Origin of the sequence: Sphingomonas aurantiaca (assembly GCF_003050705.1) — a bacterium.
GTDB classification, from domain to species: Bacteria; Pseudomonadota; Alphaproteobacteria; order Sphingomonadales; family Sphingomonadaceae; genus Sphingomonas; species Sphingomonas aurantiaca.
Map to the genome: position 1 here is coordinate 185939 of NZ_QAOG01000004.1, position 26930 is coordinate 212868.

19 protein-coding genes and 2 pseudogenes are annotated in these 26930 nt (G+C 68.2%); 11 read left to right on the forward strand and 10 right to left on the reverse strand.

The genetic code is table 11. From position 1 onward, the window contains the following. Positions 1 to 95: 95 nt before the first annotated feature. Both C8J26_RS12500 and rpsU read right to left on the reverse strand, forming a co-directional pair. Positions 96 to 461 (reverse strand): DUF4440 domain-containing protein, encoded by a 366-nt coding sequence (locus C8J26_RS12500; protein WP_107958395.1) that lies wholly within the window; start codon positions 459 to 461, stop codon positions 96 to 98. 275 nt (positions 462 to 736) lie between these two features. Next, on the reverse strand, positions 737 to 937 hold the full coding sequence (rpsU, locus tag C8J26_RS12505) for a 30S ribosomal protein S21 (protein WP_031393196.1): 201 nt from the start codon (positions 935 to 937) through the stop codon (positions 737 to 739). Between the two features lie 362 nt (positions 938 to 1299). On the opposite strand from rpsU, the gene C8J26_RS12510 reads away from it, so the two are divergent. The 4 genes from C8J26_RS12510 (at position 1300) to C8J26_RS12525 (ending at position 5871) form a co-directional block, all read left to right on the forward strand. Continuing rightward, positions 1300 to 1983: an NAD(P)H-dependent oxidoreductase gene (locus C8J26_RS12510; RefSeq protein WP_107958397.1), complete on the forward strand. Its 684-nt coding sequence runs from the start codon at positions 1300 to 1302 to the stop codon at positions 1981 to 1983. 82 nt (positions 1984 to 2065) lie between these two features. Then, on the forward strand, positions 2066 to 4450 hold the full coding sequence (locus tag C8J26_RS12515) for a phosphoketolase family protein (protein WP_107958399.1): 2385 nt from the start codon (positions 2066 to 2068) through the stop codon (positions 4448 to 4450). Beyond that, entirely contained in the window at positions 4438 to 5466 is a 1029-nt protein-coding gene (locus C8J26_RS12520) for an acetate/propionate family kinase (protein WP_107958401.1), read from the forward strand. The genes C8J26_RS12515 and C8J26_RS12520 overlap by 13 nt, the downstream gene beginning before the upstream one ends. Before the next feature lie 129 nt (positions 5467 to 5595). Then, complete coding sequence (locus C8J26_RS12525) at positions 5596 to 5871, forward strand: hypothetical protein (RefSeq protein WP_146168825.1); 276 nt, start codon at positions 5596 to 5598, stop codon at positions 5869 to 5871. Between the two features lies 1 nt (position 5872). Here C8J26_RS12525 and C8J26_RS12530 read toward each other — a convergent pair whose 3' ends face one another. The 4 genes from C8J26_RS12530 to C8J26_RS12545 form a co-directional block, all read right to left on the reverse strand. Beyond that, on the reverse strand, positions 5873 to 6265 hold the full coding sequence (locus tag C8J26_RS12530; RefSeq protein ID WP_107958405.1) for a response regulator transcription factor: 393 nt from the start codon (positions 6263 to 6265) through the stop codon (positions 5873 to 5875). 69 nt (positions 6266 to 6334) lie between these two features. Continuing rightward, positions 6335 to 6967, reverse strand: coding sequence for a response regulator transcription factor (locus tag C8J26_RS12535; protein ID WP_107958407.1), 633 nt, complete (start codon positions 6965 to 6967; stop codon positions 6335 to 6337). Beyond that, positions 6964 to 8655 carry a PAS domain-containing sensor histidine kinase gene (locus C8J26_RS12540; RefSeq protein WP_167398828.1) on the reverse strand — a complete coding sequence of 564 codons (1692 nt, stop codon included), beginning with the start codon at positions 8653 to 8655 and terminating at the stop codon, positions 6964 to 6966. The genes C8J26_RS12535 and C8J26_RS12540 overlap by 4 nt, the downstream gene beginning before the upstream one ends. A 154-nt stretch (positions 8656 to 8809) precedes the next feature. Then, positions 8810 to 9628, reverse strand: a complete 819-nt coding sequence (locus tag C8J26_RS12545; RefSeq protein ID WP_107958409.1) for a universal stress protein — start codon at positions 9626 to 9628, stop codon at positions 8810 to 8812. A 172-nt stretch (positions 9629 to 9800) separates the two neighbouring features. Between C8J26_RS12545 and C8J26_RS12550 the strand changes: the two genes are divergently transcribed. Then, on the forward strand, positions 9801 to 10451 hold the full coding sequence (locus C8J26_RS12550; RefSeq protein WP_107958411.1) for a BON domain-containing protein: 651 nt from the start codon (positions 9801 to 9803) through the stop codon (positions 10449 to 10451). A 10-nt stretch (positions 10452 to 10461) separates the two neighbouring features. Beyond that, positions 10462 to 11166 (forward strand): VIT1/CCC1 transporter family protein, encoded by a 705-nt coding sequence (locus C8J26_RS12555; protein ID WP_425275410.1) that lies wholly within the window; start codon positions 10462 to 10464, stop codon positions 11164 to 11166. Between the two features lie 10 nt (positions 11167 to 11176). Here the strand turns inward: C8J26_RS12555 and C8J26_RS12560 are convergent, their stop codons facing one another. Together C8J26_RS12560 and C8J26_RS12565 are read right to left on the reverse strand one after the other, a co-directional pair. Then, on the reverse strand, positions 11177 to 12514 hold the full coding sequence (locus C8J26_RS12560; RefSeq protein ID WP_107958415.1) for a metal-dependent hydrolase family protein: 1338 nt from the start codon (positions 12512 to 12514) through the stop codon (positions 11177 to 11179). Between the two features lie 130 nt (positions 12515 to 12644). After that, the gene (locus C8J26_RS12565; RefSeq protein ID WP_107958417.1) at positions 12645 to 13406 is read right to left on the reverse strand and encodes a FadR/GntR family transcriptional regulator; all 762 of its coding nucleotides are present in this window, start codon (positions 13404 to 13406) and stop codon (positions 12645 to 12647) included. Between the two features lie 181 nt (positions 13407 to 13587). Between C8J26_RS12565 and araD1 the strand changes: the two genes are divergently transcribed. The 3 genes from araD1 to C8J26_RS12580 are packed head-to-tail and all read left to right on the forward strand — an operon-like array spanning position 13588 to position 17091. Next, complete coding sequence (araD1, locus tag C8J26_RS12570; protein ID WP_107958420.1) at positions 13588 to 14580, forward strand: AraD1 family protein; 993 nt, start codon at positions 13588 to 13590, stop codon at positions 14578 to 14580. Positions 14581 to 14582: 2 nt separating this feature from the next. Then, positions 14583 to 15509, forward strand: a complete 927-nt coding sequence (locus tag C8J26_RS12575) for a Gfo/Idh/MocA family protein (RefSeq protein WP_107958422.1) — start codon at positions 14583 to 14585, stop codon at positions 15507 to 15509. A 7-nt stretch (positions 15510 to 15516) separates the two neighbouring features. Beyond that, positions 15517 to 17091 (forward strand): alpha-N-arabinofuranosidase, encoded by a 1575-nt coding sequence (locus tag C8J26_RS12580; RefSeq protein ID WP_107958424.1) that lies wholly within the window; start codon positions 15517 to 15519, stop codon positions 17089 to 17091. A 43-nt stretch (positions 17092 to 17134) separates the two neighbouring features. On the opposite strand, the gene C8J26_RS12585 is transcribed toward C8J26_RS12580, so the two are convergent. Next, entirely contained in the window at positions 17135 to 18097 is a 963-nt protein-coding gene (locus C8J26_RS12585) for an alpha/beta hydrolase (protein WP_107958426.1), read from the reverse strand. 237 nt (positions 18098 to 18334) lie between these two features. On the opposite strand from C8J26_RS12585, the gene C8J26_RS12590 reads away from it, so the two are divergent. Then, on the forward strand, positions 18335 to 20515 hold the full coding sequence (locus C8J26_RS12590) for a beta-ketoacyl synthase N-terminal-like domain-containing protein (protein ID WP_107958428.1): 2181 nt from the start codon (positions 18335 to 18337) through the stop codon (positions 20513 to 20515). Positions 20516 to 20520: 5 nt separating this feature from the next. After that, positions 20521 to 25563, forward strand: a pseudogene (locus tag C8J26_RS12595) (beta-ketoacyl synthase N-terminal-like domain-containing protein); the annotation flags it as partial. Between the two features lie 123 nt (positions 25564 to 25686). On the opposite strand, the pseudogene C8J26_RS21170 reads toward C8J26_RS12595, so the two are convergent. Next, a pseudogene (locus tag C8J26_RS21170) lies at positions 25687 to 26853 on the reverse strand (beta-ketoacyl synthase N-terminal-like domain-containing protein); the annotation flags it as partial. Positions 26854 to 26930 lie beyond the last annotated feature (77 nt).

Genomic DNA, 26930 nt, shown 5'->3' on the forward strand with positions numbered 1-26930 from the left:
CACCGCCGGACGGCAATCCATCGCATCCATAGCAGCATTGTCCGGCAAATCGCGGGGGATTCCCCCGCCGCGATGCCGGACCAAGGTCATTCCTGTTATGCGGCGGACGTGATCGGCGCTGGCGTCTGCTGGTGCTGGACCACGCGCCATTCCTCATGTTCGAGCCGGCGCATCGTCGTCGTGCAATAGGCGACATAGCCATCGGCGCCCTCGCGCTGCGCCTCGGCCTTGTAGGCGATCGCGATCAGCCCCTCTTGCGGGCGCATGATCTGCTGCTCGCTGAACGTAACGCTCGACCAGCGCGGTGTCTTCGAGACTGCCTCGATCGCCTGTGCGCCAGTGAGGACGAAGGGCTGCTCCGGCAGCACCATGACGCACTCGTCATCGATGAGTGCGTGATACTGGTCGGCGTCGCCCGTCCAGAGGCTCTCTTCGAAATTCCAAACCCGATTGTCGTCCATCAAACGTCTCCTGTGTCGGCTAAGGAGCGTCAGGGACTCGAATTCGTTCCTCGAACAGGACGAAAACACGCGTCAATGTAACGTAGGATAGCTGCGCGGTGCCGCCGAGACGTATCGGTGCGACACACGGTGCTCGCAACGGCATGGCGCATGGCGTATGCACGCAAAAGTGCCGCCGGCGCGCTAAGGGCACCGGACGACAGGCGGGGGCGGATCGATGGATCCTGCCCCCGTTTCATCATCCCAGCGAGCGGCGAACCGCTCGGCTGGAGGACTTAATTGTCGCGTTCGGCCCGCTTGCGGTCTGCCTTGCGTGCACGGCTCACAGCAGCGGCATGCTCACGTGCGCGCTTCTCCGAGGGCTTCTCGTAGTGACGGCGCAACTTCATTTCACGATAGACGCCTTCGCGCTGCAGCTTCTTCTTGAGAGCGCGGAGGGCTTGATCGACATTGTTGTCGCGAACGATGATCTGCATGGTAGAAAGGCTTTCGACGCGCAGCGGCGCAATGGTGAGTTGCCGTCGCTTTATGGCGCAGTGGCAAGGAAGCCAACCCCGGAAATGCATTGGAAGGCGCAGATCGGCGCTTCCGGGCACGATCCGGCGCCTTCAATCCGGTAATTTCAGCGGGACCGGTCCCGCAATGGGCGGTCGCAGCCGATACCTGCCGGATCCCGAGTCGCCGATCCGAATCGGCTCGCGCGCTGGTATCTCGCGTTTCTGCGTAGTTCCCGAGGGGCACGGCGCCGATCGCGATCGGGTAGACCGGCCACGACTTTCCGAACTCCGATCCGCCGGTCGCCGCAGCGCGGGCGGAGCTTTCCTGCGAGGACGTTGCGATGATCGTCGATGAGCGAACTTCACCGGGCGGGGGCCATGCGGTGATCCTGTGCCACCCCGATCCGGCGAGCTTCAATCACGCGATCGCACGGACCTACCGCGATACGGTGATCGCGGCCGGGCAGCGCGTCGTCCTGCGCGACCTGTATGCGATCGGGTTCGACCCCGTGCTGACCGCGGCGGAGCGCCCGACTCTACCGAGCCCGGCCTGTCGCCAGGACGTGCTGGACGAGATCGCCGCGATCGACGGGTGCGAGGTGTTCGTGCTGATCTACCCGATCTGGTTCGGGAGCGCGCCGGCGATGCTCAAGGGCTATGTCGAGCGGGTGTTCGGCGCGGGGGTGAAACCCGAGCCGATGCAGGGCCGGGTACGGACCAACCTGCTCGGGGGACGGCGCCTGCTGAGCTTCTCGACGTCGGCGGCCAACAAGACCTGGCTCGACGAACAGGGTCAGGGTCAGGGGCTGAACGCTATCTTCGACCAATATATCGTCCACGCCTTCGGGATGCGATCGCAGGAGCATCGGCGATTTACCCAGATCGTGCCGGGCCTGACCCCGTCTGCCGCCAGCCTCCACCTCCAGGATGTCGCTGCGCAGGCGCGCCGGACCTGCGCGCAGATCGCGTTCGGCGACGAGGCGCTGTTGGCCGATCCGGGACTCGTCGCGCGCATCGCATGCTGAACCGCATGCCCATCGAAGGAAACCATATGCCCTACACACCGCGCTCCGCCGCCGATTGCGCGTCACGGCTGCGAAACCGGACATGAGCGATGCTGCAACGCTTGCGCCGACCAGGACGCGGCCGCTGTCGCCCGACATGCTGCGCCGGATGGACGCCTATTGGCGCGCCGCAAACTATCTGTCGGTCGGCCAGATCTATCTGCGCGACAATGCGCTGCTCGAACGGCCGCTGACGATTGCCGACGTCAAGCCGCGGCTGCTCGGCCATTGGGGGACGACGCCGGGGCTCAACTTCCTTTACGTCCATCTCAACCGGCTGATCGTCGAGCATGACCTCGACATGATCAACATCATCGGGCCGGGGCATGGCGGGCCGGGGCTGGTGGCCAACACCTATCTGGAGGGCTCGTACACCGAACGCTATCCGGCGATCGAGCGGAGCCGCAGCGGCATGCACCGGCTGTTCCGGCAATTCTCGTGGCCGGGCGGGATCCCGAGCCATGTCGCGCCCGAGACGCCGGGATCGATCCATGAGGGCGGCGAGCTCGGCTATTCGCTGGCGCATGCCTATGGCGCGGCGTTCGACAATCCGGACCTGCTGGTCGCGTGCGTGGTCGGCGACGGCGAGGCGGAGACGGGTGCGCTGGCGGCGAGCTGGCACTCGAACAAGTTCCTCAACCCCGCGCGCGACGGCGCGGTGCTGCCGATCCTGCATCTCAACGGCTTCAAGATCGCCAACCCGACGATCCTCGCGCGGATCGACGGGCATGAGCTCGATGCGTTGCTGCGCGGTTATGGGCATGAGCCCTATTATGTCGGGGGCAGCGATCCGGCCGCCGTCCACCAGCAGCTCGCCGCCGCGCTCGACAAGGCGCTGGCGAAGATCCAGGCGATCCAGGCCGCGGCGCGCGTGCCGGGCGCGACGGCGGCGCGGCCGCGCTGGCCGATGATCGTGTTCCGCACGCCAAAGGGGTGGACCGGGCCGAAGATCGTCGACGGCAAGCCGGTCGAGGGTACGTGGCGCGCACATCAGGTGCCGATCGCGGACTTCAAGAACCCTGAGCATCTGCGCCAGCTCGAGGACTGGATGCGCAGCTATCGCCCCGAAGAGCTGTTCGACGCGTCGGGCAAGTTCCTCGCGGACTATGCGTCGCTCGCGCCGACCGGGCATCGGCGGATGGGATCGAACCCGCATGCCAATGGCGGCGAGCTGATGGTGCCGCTGTCGCTGCCCGATTTCCGGGCGTATGCGGTGCCGGTCGAAGCGCCGGGCCAAATGAAGGCGGAGGCGACGCGCGTGCTGGGGCGTTATCTGCGCGACGTGATGAAGCTCAACCTGGCAAGCGTGAACTTCCGCCTGTTCGGGCCGGACGAGACCGCGTCGAACCGGCTAGCCGATGTGTACGACGTGTCGGGCAAGGTGTGGATGGCGGAGGTCGAGCCGGTCGACGAGCATCTCGGGCCCGATGGCCGGGTGATGGAGGTGCTGAGCGAGCATCTGTGCCAGGGCTGGCTGGAGGGGTATCTGCTGACCGGGCGGCACGGGCTGTTCTCGTGCTACGAGGCGTTCGTCCACATCGTCGATTCGATGGTCAACCAGCATGCGAAATGGCTGAAGGTCACGCGTGGTATCCCGTGGCGGCGGCCGATCGCGTCGCTCAACTATCTGCTGACGTCGCATGTCTGGCGGCAGGATCATAACGGGCTGTCGCATCAGGATCCGGGGTTCATCGATCACGTCGCGAACAAGACCGCGGACGTCGCGCGGATCTATCTGCCGCCCGATGCGAACTGCCTGCTGTCGGTGGGCGATCACTGCCTGCGCAGCCGCGGCTATGTGAACGTGATCGTCGCGGGCAAGCAGCCCGAATGGCAGTGGCTCGGGATCGACGCGGCGGTGCGGCACTGCACCGCGGGCGCAGGGATCTGGGACTGGGCGGGCGACGATGCCGACCCCGACGTGGTGATGGCGTGTGCGGGCGACGTGCCGACGCTCGAGACGCTGGCGGCGGTGACGATGCTGCGCGCCTATGTGCCCGACATCCGCATCCGCGTGGTCAACGTGGTCGACCTGATGAGCTTGCAGCCGCGATCCGAACATCTGCACGGGCTCGACGAGCGCGAGTTCGATGCGCTGTTCACGACCGACAAGCCGGTGATCTTCGCGTTCCACGGCTATCCGGCGATGATCCACAAGCTGACCTATCGACGCGCCAACCATGCGAACATTCATGTCCGCGGCTACAAGGAGATGGGCACGACGACGACACCGTTCGACATGGTCGTGCTGAACGATCTCGATCGCTATCGGCTGGCGCTCGACGCGATCGAGCGGATTCCGCGGCTGCGCGATCATGTTCCGCGCGAGACCGCGCGCTATTGGACGACGATGGAGCGGCACAAGCTGTATATCGCCGAAGAGGGCGACGATCTGCCGGAGGTGCGTGACTGGCAATGGTCGCGCTAGTGGCGCGCGCGGTCGTTCTGGCGCTCAACAGCGGGTCGTCGTCGCTGAAATACGGGCTGTACGCGGTCGAGGATGCGGTGGTCCTGCTGGTTGGCGGGACGATCGAGACGACCGACGACCATGGCCATTTCTTCGACGCGATCGAGCGCGCATTGCGGGGGTGGCCGGCGCCGACGGTGATCGGCCACCGGATCGTCCATGGCGGCCCGCACCGCGATGCGCATTGCCGGATCGACGATGCGGTGATGGCGGATCTGGCGACGGCGTGCGCGTTCGCGCCGCTGCACGGGCCGGCGTCGCTCGCGCTGATCCGCGTGGCGGGCGCGCGCTATCCGGGGGTGCCGCAGGTCGCGTGTTTCGATACCGCGTTCCATGCGGGGATGCCCGATCTCGCCACGACGCTGCCGATCCCGCGCGCCTACCGGGCGAGCGGGATCCGCCGCTATGGCTTCCACGGGCTGTCGTGCGAGTCGATCGTGCGCCAGCTCGGCAGCGAGTTGCCCGCGCGGCTGGTGATCGCGCATCTCGGCAATGGCGCCAGCGTGACGGCGGTGCGCGATGGCCGGTCGATCGACACCAGCATGGGACTGACCCCGACCGGCGGCGTGATGATGGCGACGCGGACGGGCGATCTCGATCCGGGCGTGCTGCTGCACCTGTTGCGCGAAACCGGGCTGGACGCACCCGCGCTGGCGACGCTGGTCGATCATGCATCGGGCATGGCCGGGGTGTCCGGGGTGTCCGGGGACATGCGGATCCTGCGCGCCGCCGCGACCGATGAGGCCGACCTCGCGATCCGCATGTTCGAGCGATCGGTGTGCAAGCAGGTCGCGGCGATGATCGCCTCGCTCGGGGGGGCGGACATGCTCGTGCTGACCGGCGGGATCGGCGAGCATGACGCGCCGACGGCGCGCGCGATCCGGGCGGGGCTGGCATGGGTACCGGGGTTGGAAATCCGGATACTGCCCTCGCAGGAAGATGTGCAGATCGCGCGTCACGCCGCCACGCTCGCCTGACGAAACCCGGGGATTACGTGTTTCCCGATGCCCGACTCTATGGCCCACTCGCGATAGTGTCTTGATGTGGATCAGCTCTCCAGACCCCGCATGGTGCGGCAGCGGGCGCGGACCAGCGGGGAATTTGCGATGAACGCCATCCAGACCGAGATGCTCTACATCCAGCGCCGCCTCGCTGCCACGCGCGCGATGGCCGATGCCGCGGCGGGGCCGTGCGCGCGTGCCGCACATGAGACGCTCGCGCGGCTGTACGCCGCTCGGCTCAACGCACTCGCTGCTGCGGTGCCGTGCCTGATCACCGAGCCGGCGGTCGCGACCCCGCGGCGTGCGGTCTTGCCGGTCTTGGCACCGGCGTTGCGACGCGGGGCGCCGCGGCCTCGTTTGACGCTTAAGCTCGCCAGCTGATTCAGCCTTCGGACCTGCGACCCGCGATCGATCCGGCGATCGCGGTGAGGAGGGGGGCGTCGCCCGCGGCACGGTCGAGCAGGCGGTCGCCATTGCGTTCGGCCGCGTGGACCAGCGCGGGCGCGGGGGCGGTGCCGAGCAGGATCGCGCCGCCGCGCCACCCCGATCGCCGCATCGCGTGGAGCGTGTCCATGCCGCTGCCGCCGATATCGACGACGATGCACGCGGCCGCGCGCGAGCGGGGATCCGCGAGCAGCGCCGCGCCGGTCGCATAGGAGCGCACGTCATAGGCTTCGGAGAGCAGCATGATCTGGCGCGCGCGACGGAGCGCGGGATCGCCGTCGACCAGCGAGACGGCGATGCCGTCATGCGGCGGGATGGGGTGGCTTGTCATCGGGCGTCCTTGTCGGACCCCTGGATGCCATGCGCGTCCGCATGCGTCTGTACGTAGTAGGCGAGGGGGTTAGCCAGGCTCGGCAGGATCGCCCAGCCCCGCCGCAAATGCGATGCGCAGGACGTCCGACAGGCTGCGCGCGGCCAGTTTGTCCATCAGGTTGGCGCGGTGGACCTCGACGGTGCGCGTGGCGATGTCGAGGTCGAACGCGATCAGCTTGTTCGGACGGCCGAGCACCATGCCGTCGAGCACGTCGCGTTCGCGCGGGGTGAGCGCGGCGAGCCTGATGCGCGCATCGACCGCGGCGAGATGCTCCCGGTTCGTCCGTGCGGCGTGCGCGAGCGCGGTCTCGATTGCGGCGAGCAAGGCGGTGCGTTCGAACGGCTTTTCGAGAAACTCGATCGCGCCGGCCTTGATCGCGCGGACCGCCAGCGTCACGTCGCCGTGCCCGGTCAGCATGATCACCGGCAGCGCGATGCCCGACTGGGCGAGCCGCGCCTGCACCTCCAGTCCGTCGAGATCGGGCATCCGCACGTCGAGCAGCACGCAACCGCGAGTCTCGCGCGTGACCGCCTTCAGGAACTGCGTGCCGCTGGGATAGGTCTCGACCGCATAGCCGCCCTTGCGCAGGAGGAAGCCGATCGACTGGCGGATCGCCTCGTCGTCGTCGACGATATGGACGATGCGGGTCGGATCGGTCACCGGCGTTGCCCTTCGTCGACTGTTTCAGAGGAATCCGGGCGGGCGGCGAGCGGCACGGTGAAATGGAAGGCGGTGCCGCCGGTGGCGATTCCCTCCGCCCAGATCCGTCCGCCATGCGCCTCGACGATCGTCCGGCAGATCGACAGGCCGAGCCCCATGCCGTCCTCCTTGGTGGTCGCGAACGCCTCGAACAGGCGCGCGCGCACCGCGGCGTCGATCCCGGCGCCGGTGTCGGCGACGGTGATCTGCATGCAGCCGTCGCGTTCCGGCGCGGTGGCGATCGTCAGTACCTTGTCGGGCGAGGCCGCCATCGACTGAATCGCGTTGCGGATCAGGTTGACGAGCACCTGCTGGATCTGGATGCGATCCACGAGCACCATCGCGCCGCCCGGTGCGACATGGGTGGCGACGGTGATCCCCGCCTCGCGCGCGCCGAGCAGGCCGAGGCTGGTCGCCTCCTCGACGAGCAGGTCGAGCCGTTCGTCGCGGAACCCGGTATCGCCGCCGTCGACGAACGCGCGGACCCGCCGGACGATCGCGCCTGCGCGCAACGACTGGGCCGCCGCCAGCTCCAGCGCCTCGGCGATCTCCGAAAGCAACGCGTCGGGGCTGTCGCCGATCATCGCCCGTGCCGCCTCCAGATAATTGGCGATCGCGGTCAGCGGCTGGTTGATCTCGTGCGCGAGCGTCGACGCCATCGTCCCCATCGCGCTGACCCGCGAGACATGGACGAGCTCGGACTGAAGCTCCTGCAGGCGGCGTTCGGTCGCACGGCGGTTGGTGAGATCGCGGATGAACCCGGTGAAGATTCGTTCGCCCGCGATCGACGCCTCGCCGACCGCGAGCTCGATCGGGAAGGTCTCGCCGCCGTTGCGCATCGCGCGCTCGAGCCGGACGTTGCCGATCACGTGGCGCTCGCCCGTCTCGCGGTAGGTGCGCAGATGCCGGTCGTGATCGCGCGCCTCGGTCTGCGGCATCAGCATCGCGACGTTCTGGCCGATGACGTCGCTCGCCGCATAGCCGAAGACGAGTTCGGCCGCGGCGCTGAACGACGAGACGATGCCGTTTTCGTTCATCACGATCATCGCATCGGGGACGGTGTTCAGGATCGAGCGGAGATGATGTTCGCGCCGCACGATCGCGGCCTCGGCGGCCTTGTCCTGCGTGATGTCACGGATGACCTTGCCGAACCCGCGCAGCGCGCCCGCGTCGTCGTGGAGCGCGGTGATCGTGACGTGCGCGAGGAATTCGGAGCCGTCCTTGCGGACCCGCCAGCTCTCCTCCTCGATCCGTCCGCAGGCGTGCGCGCGCGCGAGGTCGGCGTGCGGCCTGCCCGCGGCGATATCGTCGGCGGGATAGAAGATCGCGAAGTCGCGGCCGATGATCTCCGCTTCGCCCCAGCCCTTGATCCGCTCGGCGCCGCGGTTCCAGATCGTCACCCGGCCCTGCGGATCGAGCATGTAGATCGCATAGGTCGTGGCGCCATCGATCAGCAGCCCGAGTTCCTCCGCCAGCGTCGCATCGCCGCGCGCGACGGACTCGGGCGTCTCGTGGCGCTCCCCAGATTGGGACGCGATCACGCGGGCGGTACGATTGCTCGTGGCGCGAAGCGGCAAGTCATTGAGCGATGGGCCCTGTTCGGCGAACGGTTCCGATCCGCCGGGAGTCGAGGTATCGACAGCCGACATCGCAACATGACCCATGTTAGGCAAATTAGCCACTATACGCCAATACTCCTTCGATCGCCGTGATCGCAAACAGGATCGTGCCGCCAATCCCTAGTCTTGGATTTATTACCGCGAGCGTTCCCAGATACTTGTGGATTGCACGGCGTGTCATCGCTCAATGCGACAACAAAGTGCAGCGCCGGCTGTGCAGCAACAGGTCGCGCGTCACGCCGCCGAATGCCCATTCGCGGATCCGGCTGTGGCCATAGGCGCCCGCGACGACGAGGTCCGCCTCGACCCCGTCGGCGAGCGCGGCGAGCGTGTCGATGCTGGTGCCCTTCATCCGCGCGACGACCTTGTCCGCATCGACGCCGTGGCGCGCGAGCCAGGCGGCGGCATCGTCGATCGGTGCGCGTGCGTCGATCGGGTCGATCGCGACTTCGGCGATCACGACGCGGTCGGCGGCGCGGAGCATCGGCAGCGCATCGCTAATCGCGCGGCGGCATTCGCGCGTGTCGGTCCACGCGACCATGATGGTCGAGAAGGTCGCGGTCGCGGGACCGTCGGGAACGACGAGCACCGGGCGGCCCGCGCGCAGGATCAGGTCGCCCGTGTCGGCATGCGTCGCGAGATCGGCAAAGCCAGGCCCGGCGGTGGTGATGATCAGATCGGCGGCGCGCGCCTGCTCCGCGACGACGTGCGCGAGGTTGGCGAGCGTCGGGATCGACCGCCATTCGAGACTGTGCCGCGCGAGCCGTTCATGCGCGTGGAACTCGGTCTCGGCGCGAGCGAGTTCGTCGGCGACGATCTCGCGCTCGATCACCGCATATTCGCCGCCGAGATAGCCGTCGCACGTCGCGATCGGGATCGGCCGGCAGGCCGCGATCCCGATCACCGCAGCGTCATACTGGTCGGCGAGCGCAGCGGCGACATCGAGCAGCGCGGCATTGGGGCGGCCACCGTCGAGGTGCACCATCAGGGTCGAATAGGTCATGCGTGGTCTCCCTCCTTGCCGCCTTGTCGGCGTTCGGGCGCGCGCGGAAAAGGATCGGGAATTACGCAAGGGGGCGATCTGCGTAGTTCCCGACACTGTCGGCGGACGACCGCGTCGATAGGGTTGCGGGCATCGGTACGGGACTGCCCGCGCCGCGCTTTGGGAGAGTGTCATGTCGCACGACGCAAGACTGCAAAAGGCCGTGCTCGCCGAACTGAACTGGGATCCCAGCGTCCCTGCCGGGCATATCGGCGTGACCGCGAACAACGGCGTCGTCACGCTGAGCGGCCATGCGGGCAGCTATGCGGTGAAATACGCCGCGGAACGCGCTGCGGCGCGCGTCGACGGCGTCAGGGCGGTGGTGGAAGCCATCGAGGTGCAGCTCGAGGACCGCTTCAAGCGCGGCGACGAGGCCATCGCCAGCGCGATCGTCGAGCGGCTGTCCTGGGATACGACGATCCCGCACGACAGCGTGAAGGCGCAGGTCGAGGATGGCTGGGTGAGCCTGCGCGGCGAGGTGCGGTGGCATTTCGAGAAGGACGCCGCCGAAGCGGCGGTGCGGCCGCTGGCGGGCGTGGTCGGCGTGATCAACCACATCACGCTGAAACCGCGCGTCGACGTGACCGATGTCAGCAACGATATCCGGACCGCGCTGCACCGCTCGTGGTTTTTCGATGGCGACACGATCAAGGTGTCGGTGGATGGGGGCACGGTGCGGCTGACCGGATCGGTCGATTCGCCGCACGACCGGATGGTCGCCGAGCGCACCGCCTGGGCCGCGCCGGGCGCGGTGAAGGTCGAGAACATGCTCGAGATCGTCTGAGGTGCGCGCGCTGTCGTCGCACCGCGAACGCCATGTCGCCGACCGGATCGGCTGGCTACGCGCCGCGGTGCTCGGCGCCAATGACGGTATCGTCTCGACGGCGAGCCTGATCATCGGCGTCGCGGCGGCGTCGGTGCAGGCGGCCGGCCAAACGAGCGCCATCGTCATCGCCGGAACCGCCGGGCTGGTCGCGGGCGCGATGTCGATGGCGGCGGGCGAATATGTCTCGGTCAGCGCGCAGGCGGATACCGAGAGCGCCGAACTCGCGCGCGAACGGCGCGAACTGATCGACGATCCCCGCGGCGAGCTGGCCGAGTTGGCGGCGATCTACGTCGCGCGCGGGGTTCATCCGGACACCGCCAACGCGGTCGCCACGCAGCTGATGGCGCGCGACGCGATCGGCGCGCATGCCCGCGACGAGCTCGACATCACGCCGGGTGCACGCGCGCGGCCGGTGCAGGCGGCGTTCGCGTCGGCGGCCAGCTTCACGGTCGGCGCGGCGTTGCCGTTGCTCACCGTGTTCGTCGCGCCGGCGGGGTCGCTGATCTGGGCGGTCGGCGCAGGATCGCTGCTGTTCCTCGCGTTGCTCGGCGCGGTCGGCGCGAAGACCGGGGGCGCGACCGTCTGGCGCGGGACGGCGCGAGTCACCTTCTGGGGCGCGTTCGCGATGGCGGCGACCGCGGCGATCGGTCACCTGATCGGCGGCGCGGTGTGATCCGCGCCGTTTAGCGCAGATCCCCGGCCGGTGACTTTGCGACGACGCCGCGGTGCATGACGAAGGTCACGTGCTCGAGCTGCGTGACGTCGTTCAGCGGCGAGGTCGCGACGGCGATGATGTCGGCGGTCTTGCCGGGCGCGAGCGTGCCGATGTCGCTGCGGCCGAGCAGGTCTGCGGCGCCGACGGTCGCCGCGGCGATCGCTTGGGTCGGGGTGAGGCCGTTCTTGACCATCACTGCGAACTCGGTCGCGTTGTCGCCGTGCTTCGACACGCCGGTATCAGTCCCGAACGCGATCTTGACCCCGGCGGCGTAGGCGCGGCGGTGGCTGGCGGCCATCGCGGCGGCGGCTTCCTCCGCCTTGACGATCGTCGCCGGCGGCAGCGCGCCGCCGCGCGCCTGCGCGAGTGCGGCGACCGGTGCGATCTCGGTCGGCACGAGATAGGCGCCCTTGGTCTTGAACAGCCGGATCGTATCGTCGTCGAGGAACGTGCCGTGCTCGATCGAATCGACGCCCGCCTCCAGCGCCGCCCTGGTCCCCTCGGCCGCATGGCTGTGCGCGGCGACCTTGCGGCCCAGCGCATGCGCGGTCTCGATGATCGCGCGCATTTCCTCAGGGGTCATCGCGCGGCCCAGCCCGCCGCTGACGTTGGAGAGCACGCCGCCGGTCGCGGCGAACTTGATGACGCGGGCGCCCATCGCCACCTGCGCGCGCACCGCGCGGCGACAATCGTCGGGGCCATCGCACAAATTCACTTCCTTGGCATGGACCATCTCGGCGAACTCCTCGGCGAGGCCGTTGCCGCCATCGCCATGCCCGCCGGTCACCGAGATCATCTCGCCGGCGTTGGTGATGCTCGGCCCCTCGACCGTGCCGGCGTCGATCGCATCGCGCAGCGCGCGGATGCCGCGCGGGTCGCCGCCGAGATCGCGGACCGAGGTGAAACCCGCGGCGAGCGTCGTCCGGGCGTTGGCGACCGCGGTCATCTCGTCGTCGAACCGGTCGCGGTTGAGCGCCTCGAGCCGCGCGCGCAGCGGATCGCCGCCGATACCCCAGAGATGGACGTGCATGTCGACCAGCCCCGGCAGCACGAACGCATTGCGCAGATCGACCAGCGTCGCGCCCGTTTCGGGGGCGACGAAGCCATCGCGCAGCGCGACGACCTTGCCGTCGCGAACGATGATCGTGGTGTTGCCGCGCGGCGCCTGGCCGGGCCGATCGAGCAATGTTCCGGCGTGGATATAGTTGATCGTCGCGGGCTTGGCCTGGCCCAGCGCCGGCATTGCGACGGTCATCGACGCGGTCATCGCAGCAGCGGCCAACAGACCGATCACACGTGCCCTCATGGTTATTCTCTCCCCCGTTTGCGCCATGTTTGCCGAAGCGCGACGCGGCCGCAAGGGGCGCGGGGAAGGTTAGGGACCGTCCAGACGGGTGTCTCGACGAATAGTATGACAATTTATGGTACGGGCCGCATCAGCGCGCCATTGCCAGCTTGGTATCCTCCAGCGCGAGATCGACCAGCGTCCGCATCGCCGTGCTGGCCGCGTTCGCGTTGCCCGCGGCGATCGCTTCATAGACCAGCATGTGATCGGGGAGCGGGTTGCGGGGGAGGGCGCGCCCGCGTTGCTTGAACTGTGTGGTCCAGTTGACCGCGGCGCCGATACTGGCGCTCAACACGATCAGCGCATCGTTGCGCGTCGCGGTCAGCACCGCGTCGTGAAACTCGCGATCCGCCGCGCGGCCGGCTTCGGTGGCCAGCGTCAGCCGGCGCATCGCCGCGAGCGAATCCTTCATGACCTTCAGATCGCTGCGCTCGCGACGTTCCGCGGCGAGCGCGGCGGCGGCGGGCTCGACGATCGCGCGCAGTTCGAACAGCCCGCGCACGAAGGTGATGTCGGGTTCGCCCGCAAACGCCCAGGCGAGCACGTCGGGATCGAGCAGGTTCCACCGGCTGCGCGGCAGGACTCGCGTGCCGATCTTCGGGCGGCTTTCGACCAGCCCCTTGGCGGTCAGGACCTGGACCGCCTCGCGGTACGCGCTGCGCGAAACGTCTAGCGTCTTGGAGAACTCGACCTCGCCCGACAGCGTGTCGCCGGGGGCATATTCGCCCGACAGGATCGCCGTGCCGAGCTTGTGCGCGACCGCGCCGTGCAGCCGCCGGCCGGTGCCGCGGGGAACGCGCGCGACCGGCGTTTCGTCTTCGCCATTGCCCTCAATAATATCGATGTCCGTCATAGCGCGTGCTCCCTGAACTCGGCGTAACAGCCCCTGCGCAATCAAGGAACGACAAAGATTGCCAAAGCCCGGGCGCGCTTATATGTCGGAGTATACAGGCGCGGGGGCGACGGCGGCCCTGCTGCCTGACCGAAGGATCAAAGGCGAACCGTAACGACGGCGCGCTGCGGAGGAGAGACTGATGACCTTGCGCTTGTTGCAGCATGTTGGCGTCGACGGCGCGCGATCGGTGATCGCGGCCACCGAGACGGGGGCGGCGTTCGTCATCGGCGTCGACAGCGTTCGCGCGCTGGCGGAGCGTGCGATCGCCGCGGGCAGCGATCTGGCCGCCGCGGTCGCCGCGTGCGGGACGGGGGCGAGCGTCGATATTGCTGCCGAGCTTGCCGCGGGGCGGCTGACCTCGCCGATCGATCATGGCGATCCGGCGCATCTGATCATGACGGGCACCGGCCTGACGCATCTCGGCTCGGCCGAGGGGCGCGACAAGATGCACCGCGCCGCCGCGGACGCCGCGACGCAGACCGATTCCATGCGGATGTTCCTCGAAGGCGTGGAGGGCGGCAAGCCGGCGGAGGGCGCGCGCGGGCAGCAGCCCGAATGGTTCTACAAGGGCGATGGATCCGGACTGGTCGCGCCGGGGGCGGCGCTGACGATGCCCGATTTCGCGCAGGACGGCGGCGAGGAGCCCGAGCTTGCCGGCATCTATCTGATCGGCCCGGACGGCACGCCGTTCCGCCTTGGCCTGTGCCTCGCCAACGAGTTCAGCGATCACGTGACCGAGCGGCATAATTATCTGTGGTTGGCGCATTCGAAGCTGCGCCAGGCGTCGCTCGGCCCCGAATTGCTGGTCGGCACGCCGCCTGCACATATCGAGGGCATGAGCCGCATCCACCGCGACGGCGAGGTTCTGTGGGAAAAGCCGTTCCTGTCGGGTGAGGCGAACATGTCGCACAGCATCGCCAATCTCGAGGCGCATCATTTCAAATACGACCTGTTCCGGCGTCCGGGCGACGTGCACGTCCATTTCTTCGGCACCGCGACTCTGTCGTTTTCCGACGGCGTGGCGACGCGCGAGGGCGATATGTTCGAGATCGAGGCCGCACCGTTCACGCTGCCGTTGCGCAACACGCTGACCAAGGCTGCGCCGCAGCCGGTCGCCGTGAAGGCGCTGTGAGCATGGCCGCTATCCGCATCGCGGTCGTCGGCATGGGCAAGATCGCGCGCGACCAGCATCTGCCGTCGATCGCACGCAACGCCGATTTCGACCTCGTCGCCAGCGTCAGCCCGCGCGATCCGGGCGTCGACGGCATCGCCAATTTTACCTCGCTCGACGCGCTGCTCGCCGAGGGGCCGGCGATCGACGCGATCGCGCTCTGCACGCCGCCGCAGGTGCGGTACGAGCTGGCGTCGATGGCGCTCGCCAGACGCGTGCACGTCTTCCTCGAAAAGCCGCCCGGCGCGACTTTGGCCGAGGTCGATGCGCTCGAAACGCAGGCCGCCGAAACGGGAACGACGCTGTTCGCCGGCTGGCATTCGCGGTTTGCCGCCGGTGTCGCGCCGGCCAAGGCGTGGCTTGCCGACAAGCGGATCGAGCGCGTGTCGATCGTGTGGCGCGAGGATGTGCGCGTCTGGCATCCGGGGCAGGCGTGGATCTGGGAGCCGGGTGGGTTGGGCGTGTTCGATCCGGGGATCAACGCGCTGTCGATCGCGACCGAGATCCTGCCGCAGCCCTTCTTCCTGACGTCCGCCACGCTGTCGACGCCCGCTAACCGCGCCGCGCCGATCGCCGCCGACCTGGCGTTCCGGACCGCCGCCGGCGCGCCGGTGACGATGGATCTCGACTGGCGGCAGACCGGCCCGCAAAGCTGGGACATCGTCGTCGAGACCGATGCCGGCACGCTGAGCCTCGCCAAGGGCGGTGCGGTGCTGACGCTGCCGAGCGGCACGGTGCACAACGACGACGAGGAATATCCCGGCCTCTACACCCGCTTCGCCGCGCTGGTCCGCGATGGCCGCAGCGACGTGGACACGACCCCGTTCACACTCGTCGCCGACGCATTCCTGCGCGGCACCCGCAATTCGGTGGAGGCCTTCGATGATTGAGCCAAGAATGACCCGAACTCTGAAGGGCCTGGCGGGTGCGTTGCTGTTGTCGAGCGCGGGTATCGCCACCGCGCAGACCGCCGCCCCCACGACATCGGCCCCGGCTCCGGCCACCACGCTCACGGTGCACGCCGACACGCCAGGGCCGACCTATGACCGGCACATCTTCACCCAGTTTGCCGAGCATCTGGGCAACGGCGTCTATGGCGGGCTGTGGGTTGGGCCGAACTCAAAGATCCCCAATGTCCGCGGCTTCCGCACCGACGTCGTCACCGCGTTGCGCGGGATCGCGGTGCCCGCGGTGCGCTGGCCCGGCGGGTGCTTTGCGGACGAATATCACTGGCGCGAGGGGGTCGGCCCCAGGGGCAAGCGCCCGGTCAAGATCAACACCAACTGGGGCGGCGTGACCGAGCCGAATGCGGTCGGCACGCACGAGTTCATGGACCTGGTCGAGCAGCTCGGCGCGCAGGCCTATATCTCGGGCAATGTCGGCAACGGCACACCGCAGGAAATGGCGGAGTGGGTCGAATACATGACCTCGCCCGCGGGGACTTTGGCCGACGAGCGCACGAAGAACGGCCACAAGGCGCCCTGGGCGGTGCCGTTCTTCGGGATAGGTAACGAGCTATGGGGCTGTGGCGGCAACATGCGTGCACCCTATGCCGCCGACGTGACGCGCCGCTATGCCACCTTCATCAAGGCACCGGCGGGCACCAAGGTCACCAAGATCGCGAGCGGGGCGAACTCGGCCGATTATGCCTGGACCGAGACGATGATGCGCGAGGCGGGCGATCAGGTCGATGCGCTGTCGATGCATTACTATACGGTCGCGGCGCCCTGGGAGCACAAGCTGTCGTCGACCGTGTTCGGCGAGGAGGAGTGGGCGCACGTCCTCGCCGAGACGCTGCGGATGGACGAGATGCTGACCAAGCACAGCGCGGCGATGGACAAATATGATCCGCAGAAGAAGGTGTGGCTGGCGGTCGACGAATGGGGCACATGGTATGCGCCCGATCCGGGGACCAATCCGGGCTTCCTGCGCCAGCAGAACACGCTGCGCGACGCGATGGTGACCGCGGTCAACCTCAACATCTTCGCCAAGCATGCCGATCGCGTGAAGATGACCGCGATCGCGCAGATGGTGAACGTGCTGCAGGCGATGATCCTGACCGACGGCGCCAAGATGGTGCTGACGCCGACCTATCACGTGTTCGCGATGTACAAGCCGTACATGGACGGCACCGTGCTGCCGATCGACATCGCCTCGCCCTGGTACAACAAGAACCAGTGGACGATGCCCGCGGTCAGCGCGTCGGCGGTGCGCGGCAAGGACGGCATCGTGCGGATCGCGTTGGCCAACCTCGATCCGAACAAGGCCACCAGCGTCTCCGCGACGCTGCCCGGCGTGACCGCGCAGGGCGTCACCGGGCAGGTACTGACCGCATCGACGATGACCGCGCATAACAGCTTCGAGACGCCCAATGTCGTCGCGCCGACGGCGTTCGACGGCGCCCGGTTGAGCGGCGGAACGCTGGCGGTGACGCTGCCGCCGATGTCGGTGGTGATGCTCGAACTGAAATAACCGGACAGCGCCCGCCGGACTAGCCGGCGGGCGCTTGGCTAGCCTATGGGCGTGCCGGCTTGAGAAGCTCGTGCATCGCCATCCAACGCGTGAATTCGTCGAACCACCCGGTGCTCGTGGTCGGTTTGGGGTACATGCCGAAGCCGTGGCCGCCCTGTTCGAACAGGTGGAACTCGACCGGACGCTTCGCCGCGCGCCAGCTCTCGACAAGCCCGAACCCGCCGGTGCCGAAGAACGGATCGTCGGCAGCCAGCGCGACGAACATCGGTGGTGCATCGGCGGGGACCGTCATCGCCGCGAGCGGGCCATAGATGTTGCCGATGAACGCGGGCTTGGCATCGCCGCCCGCGACCGTCGTCGCCATCGTCAGCATCGCGCCGGCGGAAAACCCGACCATGCCGATCCGCGCGGGGTCGATATGCCATTCGCCCGACCGGCGGCGCACGAGCGCGAAGGCCGCGCGCGCATCGGCGATCTGCGGCGCGAGGCCGGCGATCATCGCATCGGGGCTAAGCCGCGGCGCACGGGCGCCGGGCGCGAACATCTCCGCCATCGACCGCTCGAACGCGGGCATTGCGACGGGCGTCGGGTTCAGCCGATATTTCAGGACGAACGCCGCCACGCCCTTGGCGGCAAGCGCTCGCGCGACGTCCCATCCTTCGTTCTGCATCGACAGCGTTCGGAACCCGCCGCCCGGCGCGACGATCACCGCGGTACCCGTCGCGGTCGCGGCATCGGGCAGGAACGGCGTCAGCGTGGCGAGCGTGACGTTGCGCGTGAACACGCTGCCATATTGACTGTGCCACGCTTCGGGCGCGGTCGCGCCGGGCAGTTTTCCGGTGTCGAGCGCGATCGCATCGGGCTGGGCGGGCGCCGCGATCGGCACCATCTTGTCGTTTTGCGCGGAGACTGGCGCCGCCAGCAGCAGCGCGGCGGCAATCCCGATCCAGCCCGGGCGGGCGCGCGCACCCCGACCGGTCGCGGTGACTCTCGGCGCACGAATCATGCTCGCTCTCCCCCTGTGTTTTATTGTTGATGCGGACAATAAAGAGAGCGCTACCATTGTCCAATACTAAGCGTATCCGGGTCCAAACTCTTCCAGAATGAATGCGATTTCGGGATCCTGCTCTACGAAATTTCCACCAGAATGAAGAAGCGTGAAGAAATGGATGCATCTGCGCGTGGATGGTCCCAATCCGCATGCAATGAGGCCTTACTGACCTAGGTGTGGAAGGCAGGGGGCATGTATTACCGTCAAGTATCGGACGAGGTTCGTGCTGTTCCCGCCGATGGGGATAGTATCGCTATCGTCGGTATGGCGTGCCGCTATCCTGGCGGCTGTGACGATCCGGCGGGTTTGTGGCAGCTTCTCGAACGGGGTGGTTCGGCGGTACGGCCGGTGCCGGCTGGGCGCTGGCCGGAGACGCCGATCGCGACGAAGGACGCCGTGGGCCGGTTCGGCGGCTTCCTCGATGCGTCGTTTCCCGAACATTTCGATGCTGCGTTTTTCGATATGTCCCCGGCCGAAGCACGCGCGCTCGATCCGCAGCAGCGGCTGCTGCTCGAGGTCGGCTGGCGCGCGCTTGAAGCCGCGGGGATCGTCGCGGATCCAGAGGCCGGACGCGACATCGGCGTGTTCGTCGCGATCAGCACGGCCGATCATCAGGGGCGCGGGTTGTGGTATCCCGGCGCTGGTACCGATTCCTTTACCGCGACCGGGGCATCGTTCGCGGCGGCGGCAGGGCGGCTGTCCTACAGCTTCGGTCTGACCGGGCCGAGCCTCGCGGTCGATACCGCCTGCTCCTCCTCGCTCGTCGCGCTGCATCTCGCGCGCCAGGCGATCCGCAACGCAGAATGCGAGGCGGCGCTGGTGCTTGGCGTCAATGCCTTGCTGCGGCCCAATCTGTTCGCGTGTCTCGAAGCGATGAACCTGCTCGCGCCCGACGGCGTCTGCCGTGCATTCGATGCGGCCGCCAGCGGCTATGTCCGCGCCGAGGGAGCGGGGGCGCTCGTGCTCAAGCCGCTCGACGCGGCGCGACGCGATGCGAACGCCGTCCTGGCGCTCTATCGTGGATCGGCGATCAACCAGGATGGCCGCACGGCAACGCTGACCGCGCCGAGCAGCGTTGCCCAAAGCCGGGTCATCGCCCGCGCGCACAGGGATGCCGGGCTCAATGCCGACGATATCGACTATGTCGAGGCGCATGGAACCGGAACGCCGTTGGGCGACGCGATCGAGCTCAAGGCGCTGGCCGAAAGCTATGCGAAGACCCGCGATCCGGCGACGCCGCTGCTGATCGGATCGGTCAAGACGAATATCGGCCATCTCGAAGCCGGGGCCGGGCTGGCCGGCGTGATCAAGAGCGTATTGGCGCTGGAGAAGGGCGTGGTCCCCGGTCACCCGCACCTCGATGCCCCCACGCCGCATGTCGACTGGGCGACGGTCGCGATGCGCGTCCCGTCGGCGACGATGGATTGGCCCGCACGCGATCGACCGCGCCGCGCGGGCGTCAGTTCGTTCGGTTTCAGTGGTACGAACGCGCACATCATCCTCGAACAGGCGCCGCCCGCACCAAGCCGGGATGCCGCGGGGATGGCGGGGATGGCGGGGGTGGTGATCCTGCCGCTGTCGGCGCGAACACCCGCCGCGCTCTCGGCGATGGCCATCACGCTCGCAGACTGGCTGGAGGCGGCGCCGCGAACGTTGGTCGACGCGGCGTTCACCTTAGGGGTGGGGCGCACTGGCTTTCCCCATCGGTGGGCAGTGATTGGCGATGATGTGGCGGCGATCGTACGAACGCTGCGTGAGGGGGCTACGCAATCGCGTGTCCAATCGGGGGAGGATCGCGCGCTGCTGGAGGGGCGGTTGCGCGCGCTTGCACTGGCCTGGGAGGCCGGGGATGCGGTTGACTGGCGACGGTTGTACCAACCGCTGGGCGCGCGGTTCGTCGCGATGCCGGGCCATCCGCTGGATCCGCAGCGTCACTGGATCGACCTAGCGGGCAAAACCGCGCGCGCGCCCACGGTGGAGCGCCAGCCCGGGGATGGACCCGCCGGGTTGCCCGATCGCATCGACGACTGGCGGGCGCTGGTACGCGATCATGCGCGCACGGTGCTTGGCGGTTCCCCCGCGCTGGACGAGGATGTGCCGTTGCAGGAGCAGGGCTTTACCTCGTTGCTGGGGGTCGAACTGCGCCGCCAGCTCGAGCGCGCGACGGGGCGGACGCTGCCGGTCGGGTTGCTCTACGACTATCCGACGCTCGCCCGCATCGCGGGGTTGCTTGCGGGCGAGGCACGCCCCGCCGCCACGCGCCGCGCCTTCGTCGCGCCGCCGGCCGAGCCCGATCGCGATTTCGAGTTTCTGGACGCGCTTTCCGCCGATGACCTGGCGGCCCTCATCGATCGTGAAGTGGACAGGCTATGACGGACATGACCGCCCAAGACACCAACGTCGACACGCTCAAGAAGACGTTCATCGCGCTCAAGCGTACGCAGGCGCGTGTCGCCAGCCTTGAGGCGCGGCGCGCAGAGCCGATCGCGATTGTCGGGATTGCGTGCAGGTTGCCGGGGGGCGCCAACGATCCCGATGCGCTGTGGTCGCTCCTGTGCCGCGGCGAAGACACCGCGGGTCCGATCCCCGCCGATCGCTGGGATGAATCGCAATTCTACAGTGCGGCGCCGGACACGCCGGGGCGGACGCATGCCGCGCAGGCCAATTTCCTGGACATCGCGGTCGATGCCTTCGACGCGCCGTTCTTCGGTGTTTCGGCCAAGGAAGCGCTGAGCATGGACCCGCAGCAGCGCTTGCTGCTTGAACTGGGGTGGGAGGCTCTCGAAGATGCGGGCGTCGACCCGACCAGCTTGCGGGGCAGCGCGACGGGGGTGTTCGTCGGGATCTCGAGCGACGATTATGCGCAGGCGCATCGCCATTCGGGGCGGCTCGAACTGATCGACGGCTATTCGTTGACGGGGACCTGCATGGCGCCGGCGGCTGGCCGTATCTCGTACACGTTCGGGTTCGAGGGGCCGAGCCTGGCGGTCGACACCGCCTGCAGTTCCTCGCTCGTCGCGGTCCACCTCGCATGCCAGAGCCTGCGGGAGGGCGAAAGCGACGTCGCGTTGGCGGCGGGGATCAACCTGATGCTGTCGCCGGTCTTCCACATCGCGTCGTCGAAGCTGGGCACGATCTCGCCCGACGGCTTGTGCAAGACCTTCGATGAGTCGGCGGATGGCTATGGTCGCGGCGAAGGCGGGGGCATGGTGGTCCTCAAGCGGCTCGCCAATGCGCAGGCCGATGGCGATCGCATCCTGGCGGTGATCCGCGGGTCCGCCGTGAACCAGGACGGCAAGAGCAACGGGCTGACGGCACCCAATGGCCTGGCGCAGGAGCGCGTCATCCGCGAAGCACTCGATCGCGCCGGACTGATGCCCGCCGATATCGACTATATCGAGGTGCACGGCACCGGGACGTCGCTGGGCGACCCGATAGAGGTCGAGGCGATCGGCCGGGTGATGCTCGACCGTCCCGTCGATCGCCCCGTCGTGCTGGGCACGGTCAAATCGAATATTGGGCATCTGGAGGCGGCCGCCGGAATCGCGGGGCTGATCCGCGCGGTGCAATGTCTTCGCCACGAGGAAATTCCTGCGCACCTCCATCTCGACCGGCCGAGCCAGCACATCCCCTGGGGGCGCTATCCCTTCAAGGTCGTCACCGAGCGGACCGCCTGGTCGCGCGGCGATCGGCCGCGGCGCGCGGGGGTCAGCTCGTTCGGGTTCAGCGGCACCAACGCGCATGTGATCCTGGAAGAGGCGCCTTTGCTTGAGGACAAGGCCGGCGCCTTTCCCGAGATGGGTGAGGGCGAAGCGCTGATCCTGCCGCTGTCGGCGCGCACCGAGGAAGGCCTGGTGGCGCTTGCCACGCGCTGGCGGGAATGGCTGTCGGTACCGACGGCGCCCATCCCGGCGGGTGTGGCCACCGCAGCTGCGGGGCGGCACCATATGGCGCAGCGGGTGGCCATTGTCGGGCGCGATGCCGAGGAGTTAATCGCCGGGCTTACCGCGTTCGTGGAGGGCAAGCCGGACCGCGCGGTCGCTACCGGGAGCGGTGGGACGCGGCCGCGGATTGCCGGGCTCTTCACGGGGCAGGGATCGCAATATGCGGGCATGGGACGTGGCCTCTATGCCGGCGAACCGGTGTTTCGGGCAACGATCGACGCTTGCGACGCGGCGGTGGGGGATCGCCTCGGACGGCGGCTGGTCGATCTGCTCTATGGCGATGACGCGAGCGATGCCGAGCTTCAGCAGACGGGGTTTGCGCAGCCGGCGCTCTTCGCGGTCGAGCTGGCGCTGTATCGGCTGTTGGAATCCTGGGGCGTCGTGCCGCAGGTCGTGTGCGGTCACAGCATCGGCGAATTCGCCGCGGCGCACGTCGCCGGCATCCTGTCGTTCGACGCCGCGATCGAGATGGTATGCGCGCGGGGCCGGCTGATGCAGGCACTTCCCGACGGCGGCGCGATGGCGGCGGTCTTCGCCAGCGAGGAGAAGATCACGCAGTTCCTCACGTCCAGCACGGATATTTCGCTGGCCGCGGTCAATACGCCAGACGATGTCGTCGTTTCCGGCCCGGCCGAGGCGGTGCGCGTGCTGCTCGCGGAGTTGGAGCAGCGCGGCATCCGGGCGCAGCCGTTGCGCGTGTCGCATGCGTTCCATTCGACGCTGATGCGGCCGATGGTCGCGGACTTCGTAAACGTCGCCGCGCGCCCGTTCGGGAGCGCGAGCATGCCGATCGTCTCGACCGTCACGGGCCGCCGCGCAGGCCCCGACGAGATGGCATGCGCCGACTATTGGACAGGGCAGATTGGTGCAACGGTGCGCTTTGCCGCCGCCGCCGCCGCGCTGGCCGAAGACGGCGTGTCGCAGTTTCTCGAATATGGCCCGGCGCCCGTGCTGGCCGGGCTCGCGCAGCAATCGATCGATCCGGAAGGGCGCCAGTTCCTGGGTACGCTCGTGCGGGGGGCGGACGATGACCGCCGCTCGACGTTACAGAGCCTCGCGCGGCTTTACGCCAGCGGCGTCGATATCGACTGGAAAGCGGTCTATCACCGCCACCGCGCGCGGGTGGCGGTGCCGACCTATCCCTTCCAGCGGACGCGCTATTATCGCGCGCCGATCGTCGATGCCGGACGCCATGCGCCGATCGTGAGTGCGGGCCATGCGCATCCGTATCTCGGCCAGCGCATCCATTCGCGCTTGTTGCCGAGCGGGGCTGCGCTTTATCAGGCGCTGTTCACTGCGGCGGCGCCGTCGTTTTTGGTGGAGCACCAGATCTTCGGTGTGATCATCTCCCCTGCCGCCGCGCATCTGTCGATGGCGTTTGCCGCGGCGGGGCATGGCCGCGGGCTGGAGGATGTGTCGTTTACCGCGCCTCTCGTCATCGAGGCGGCCGCGCCGCGACTGGTCCAGCTTGGCATGACGGGGGACCCCGCGCCGGTGTACACCGTGGCCAGCCAGGCGGTCGACGCACCGGGAGACGTGTGGACCGTCCACTCGGAAGGCTGCATGACGGCGATGCCGGGCAGGCCCGATCGGGTCGACCTGGACGCGTTCCGCCGCCGTTGCACCGTGCCGATGGCACCCGCGGAGTTTTACGCGCTGATCGAGACGCTCGGCTACAAGACCGGCGAGAACTTCCAGTGCATCCGCGAGATCGCCAAGGGGGATGGCGAGGCGCTGTGCCGGATCGCCGCACCGCAGCCGATCGATGGCGAGGCGATCCATCCGGGACTGATCGATTCGATGCTGCAGACCGTCCTGCCGGCATGCGAGCGATCCGCCGGCCATCTTCTCGACGGCGAGAGCGTCCTGATCCCGCTGCACATGGCCCGGGTCGCCCTGTACGGCAGCCTGGACCAGCCGCTCTTCTGCCACAGCCGGGTCGAGGTGGGCGGCGAAGTGGTCAAGGCCGAGATCCTGGCGTGCACCGCGCAAGGCGAGGCGGTGCTGGCGATCGAGGGGTTCCTGCTCAAGCGGACCGATCGCGCGACGCTGTACCAGGAGATGCGCGACGACGACCGCGAGCGTGTCCAGCGGATCGCGTGGCAGCCGATCACCATCACCGCCGACGCCGAGCTGCAGGGGAGCGGCTGGATGGTCCTGTCCGGGGGCGACGCCGGCAATGCATGGGGTGGCGCATTGGCGGCGCATATCGTCGCATCGGGCGGCGAATGCCTCGTCCTGGAACCGGGTGCTGATTTCGCGCGTGCCGTCCAAACATGGCTGGCGCGGCGCGCGATAGCGCGGGTGACGGTGGTGTTTGTCGCGGAGGAGTCGGGCGTCGATCCGGTTGCGGAAACGCGCGCGACGCTCGCCGCGGTGCTGCCCGTGGTGCAGGCGCTCAACCGTGGCGCGATACCGGTGGAGGCACGGTTGTGGCTGCTGAGCCGGCAAGCGCAGGCGGTGGTTCCGGAGGATGCGGGTGCGACCCGGCCGATGCTCGCGGGGGCCGCACTTTGGGGTTTCGGACGCGCGATCGCGTCGGAAATGCCCGAATTGTGGGGCGGGCTGATCGACGTCGACCCGCGGGCGAACGCCGCCGGCATCGCTGCGTTGGCGGCGCTGGTCGCGCATCCCGGCGGGGAAGACCAGCTTGCGATCCGCCGCGGTGGGCAGGTCTTTGCCGCGCGGCTGGTGCCGTCCACGGATCGTCGGCAAGAGGCGCTGCCGAAGCTTGCCGAGGGGCAGAAATACAGGCTCGATCGGGGGCCGCTCCGGACGCTCGACGATTTGCGGTTTGCACGGCTTGCGCGCGCGGCGCCCGGCAAGGACGAGGTCGAGATCGAGGTTCTCGCCGCCGGCCTCAACTTTCGCGACGTGCTGAACGCGCTGGGGCAATATCCCGGAGAAGCGGGGCTGCTCGGATTCGAGGCGGTCGGCAGGATCGTCGCGCTGGGTAATGCGGCGGGCGGACTGGCACTGGGCGATACCGTGATCGCGCTGGCGGCACCGGGCTGTATCGGTAGTCATGTCACGGTCAACTGCGCGCTGGTCGTCAGGAAACCCGCGGACATGTCGGCCGTGACCGCGGTGGCGCTGCCCGCCGCGTTGCTGACCGCCTATTATGCGCTGCATCATTTGGGGGGCATGCAGCGCGGTGATCGCGTGCTGATCCACGCGGCGGCGGGTGGCGTCGGGATGGCGGCGGTGCAGCTTGCGCTGGCGGCCGGGGCCGAGGTGTTCGCGACGGTCGGCTCGCCCGAGAAACGCGCGGTGCTCGAAGCGATGGGCGTCACGCATATCTTGAGTTCGCGCACCCTCGATTTTGTCGAGCAGATCCGGCGCGCCACCGACGGCCGCGGGGTGACGATGGTGCTCAATTCGCTGAGCGGAAGCTTCATCGCGGCCAGCTTCGACGTGCTCGCGCCCGGTGGGCGTTTCCTCGAAATGGGGAAGATCGGCATTTGGGACGAGGCGCAGGTGCGGGCGCGCGACCCGCACGCGCTGTATCGCCCGTTCGATCTCGCCGCGGTTGGGCGTGTCGAAGTGGATGCTGGGCGGCAGCGTGCGATGGCGGATCGCCAGCACCGCCTTGATCACTCCCGCAATCCCCGCTGCCGCTTCGGTATGGCCGATATTCGTCTTGACCGAACCCAGTTTCAAACCTTGCGCGCGCGGCCGGTCTCCGAAGACCGCATCGAGCGCGCCGAACTCGATCGGATCGCCGAGCGGCGTGCCCGTACCATGTGCCTCGACATAGTCGATCCGGTCGGGAGTGATCCCGGCATCCGCCAGCGCCGACCGCAGCACCGCCTGTTGCGCCAGCCCGTTGGGGGCGGTGAGGCCGTTGCTGCGACCATCATGATTGACCGCGGACCCGGCGAGGACGCCGTGGATGAGGTCGCCATCGCGCACCGCGTCGCTCAGTCGCTTAAGGACGACGAGCCCGCAGCCTTCGCCACGGCCATAGCCGGTGGCGTCATCGTCGAACGCCCGGCTGCGACCGTCTGCCGCCAGCGCCTTGACCTTGCACAAGGCGACGCTGCTGTCGGGGGACAGCATCAGGCTGACGCCCCCAGCCAGCGCGACGTCGCAGTCCCGCTGGCGCAGTGCGGTGATCGCCGCATCGAGCGCGACCAGCGACGAGGAACAGGCGGTGTCGAGCGTGATGCAGGGGCCGCGCAGATCGTAGAAATAGGACAGGCGCCCCGCGGCGGTGCTGAACATCACCCCGCTGCCCGAATAGGCCGTGATACGCGCAGGATCGCCCGAATGGACATGCGCCTGGATGTAATCATAGTTCGACAGGCCGATGAATACGCCGGTGCGGCTGCCCGCGAGCCGACGCACGTCGATCGCGGCGTCTTCGAACGCTTCCCAGCTGACTTCGAGCAGCAGGCGTTGCTGCGGGTCGAGCGCTTCGGCTTCGGCCGGCGTGATCCGGAAGAAGGCGGGGTCGAAGCTGCGGACGTCGTCGATCAGCGCGGCTTCGCGGACGTAGATGTGGCCCGGCGCATCGGGGTCCGCGCTCCACCAGCGATCGAGATCGAACCGGTCCACGGGTATCTCTGCCACGGCATCACCGCCGCGTTCGAGCAGGGTCCAGAATCGTTCGGGATCATTGGCGCCGCCGGGAAAGCGGCAGCCCATGCCGACGATGGCGATCGGCCGCTCCAGCGCGCGCGCGGCCTGATCCGCCGTCAGCGCCCTTATGTGCGCCGACGCTTTGCGCAACGCTTCGACATAGTGATCGCGGCTCGCAGCATCCATGGCGATACAGCCCCTCCCCTGAGACAAGGATCGATTCGGTGATCGGGCCGGCGCTTGACCGGGGTGCGAAAGGTGAA

Excerpts from the sequence above, each read along its gene's own strand:
- rpsU (WP_031393196.1), bottom strand. The coding sequence starts at position 937 with ATGCAGATCATCGTTCGCGACAACAATGTCGATCAAGCCCTCCGCGCT.
- C8J26_RS12575 (WP_107958422.1), top strand. The coding sequence starts at position 14,583 with ATGGCCGCTATCCGCATCGCGGTCGTCGGCATGGGCAAGATCGCGCGC.
- C8J26_RS12520 (WP_107958401.1), top strand. The coding sequence starts at position 4,438 with ATGGTCGCGCTAGTGGCGCGCGCGGTCGTTCTGGCGCTCAACAGCGGG.
- C8J26_RS12590 (WP_107958428.1), top strand. The coding sequence starts at position 18,335 with ATGTATTACCGTCAAGTATCGGACGAGGTTCGTGCTGTTCCCGCCGAT.
- C8J26_RS12565 (WP_107958417.1), bottom strand. The coding sequence starts at position 13,406 with ATGACGGACATCGATATTATTGAGGGCAATGGCGAAGACGAAACGCCG.
- C8J26_RS12530 (WP_107958405.1), bottom strand. The coding sequence starts at position 6,265 with ATGACAAGCCACCCCATCCCGCCGCATGACGGCATCGCCGTCTCGCTG.
- C8J26_RS12560 (WP_107958415.1), bottom strand. The coding sequence starts at position 12,514 with ATGAGGGCACGTGTGATCGGTCTGTTGGCCGCTGCTGCGATGACCGCG.
- C8J26_RS12580 (WP_107958424.1), top strand. The coding sequence starts at position 15,517 with ATGACCCGAACTCTGAAGGGCCTGGCGGGTGCGTTGCTGTTGTCGAGC.
- C8J26_RS12500 (WP_107958395.1), bottom strand. The coding sequence starts at position 461 with ATGGACGACAATCGGGTTTGGAATTTCGAAGAGAGCCTCTGGACGGGC.
- C8J26_RS12525 (WP_146168825.1), top strand. The coding sequence starts at position 5,596 with ATGAACGCCATCCAGACCGAGATGCTCTACATCCAGCGCCGCCTCGCT.
- C8J26_RS12550 (WP_107958411.1), top strand. The coding sequence starts at position 9,801 with ATGTCGCACGACGCAAGACTGCAAAAGGCCGTGCTCGCCGAACTGAAC.
- C8J26_RS12515 (WP_107958399.1), top strand. The coding sequence starts at position 2,066 with ATGAGCGATGCTGCAACGCTTGCGCCGACCAGGACGCGGCCGCTGTCG.
- C8J26_RS12510 (WP_107958397.1), top strand. The coding sequence starts at position 1,300 with ATGATCGTCGATGAGCGAACTTCACCGGGCGGGGGCCATGCGGTGATC.
- araD1 (WP_107958420.1), top strand. The coding sequence starts at position 13,588 with ATGACCTTGCGCTTGTTGCAGCATGTTGGCGTCGACGGCGCGCGATCG.
- C8J26_RS12545 (WP_107958409.1), bottom strand. The coding sequence starts at position 9,628 with ATGACCTATTCGACCCTGATGGTGCACCTCGACGGTGGCCGCCCCAAT.
- C8J26_RS12585 (WP_107958426.1), bottom strand. The coding sequence starts at position 18,097 with ATGATTCGTGCGCCGAGAGTCACCGCGACCGGTCGGGGTGCGCGCGCC.
- C8J26_RS12540 (WP_167398828.1), bottom strand. The coding sequence starts at position 8,655 with ATGTCGGCTGTCGATACCTCGACTCCCGGCGGATCGGAACCGTTCGCC.